Below are 534 nucleotides of genomic sequence, written 5' to 3' on the forward strand. Positions count from 1 at the left end.
GTTGTATGGGTACCGGGTGCTTATGAACTGCCATTAACAGTCAAAGCATTAGCTGAAACGAAAAAATATGATGCAGTTATCGCTTTAGGTACCGTAATCCGTGGTGGAACGGCTCACTTTGAATTTGTTGCTGGTGAATGTAGCTCAGGCCTCTCTCACGTTGCAATGAACAGTGAAGTACCTGTAACCTTTGGTGTCTTAACGACTGAAAATATTGAGCAAGCGATTGAGCGTGCTGGTACAAAAGCAGGTAACAAAGGCGCTGAAGCTGCATTGACTGCATTAGAAATGATTAATGTACTTAAAGCTGTAAAAGGCTGATTTAGTTTTTATTTAAGGGGAATCTTGTGAAACCTGCTGCTCGTCGCCGCGCTCGTGAGTGTGCTGTACAGGCCATCTATTCATGGCAATTATCTGGCAATAATGTTTCTGATGTGGAATATGAATTTATTGCTGAACAGGACATGTCTGACGTTGACGTAATTTATTTTCGTGAACTGTTGTCAGGTGTAGCGAACAACGCTATTAAACTTG

Annotated in this window: 2 protein-coding genes; both read left to right on the plus strand. The window is 41.9% G+C overall.

The features are described 5' to 3' along the window. On the plus strand, positions 1-321 hold a 321-nt coding region (ribH, locus tag ABN217_RS20275; protein ID WP_349460011.1), incomplete at its 5' end, for a 6,7-dimethyl-8-ribityllumazine synthase. 26 nt (positions 322-347) lie between these two features. Then, positions 348-534 (plus strand): transcription antitermination factor NusB (locus ABN217_RS20280; RefSeq protein WP_349460012.1); only part of this gene is annotated, 187 nt, incomplete at its 3' end.

It is taken from the genome of Proteus sp. fly-1067, assembly GCF_040139345.1.
In the GTDB taxonomy this organism is placed as follows: domain Bacteria; phylum Pseudomonadota; class Gammaproteobacteria; order Enterobacterales; family Enterobacteriaceae; genus Proteus; species Proteus vulgaris_B.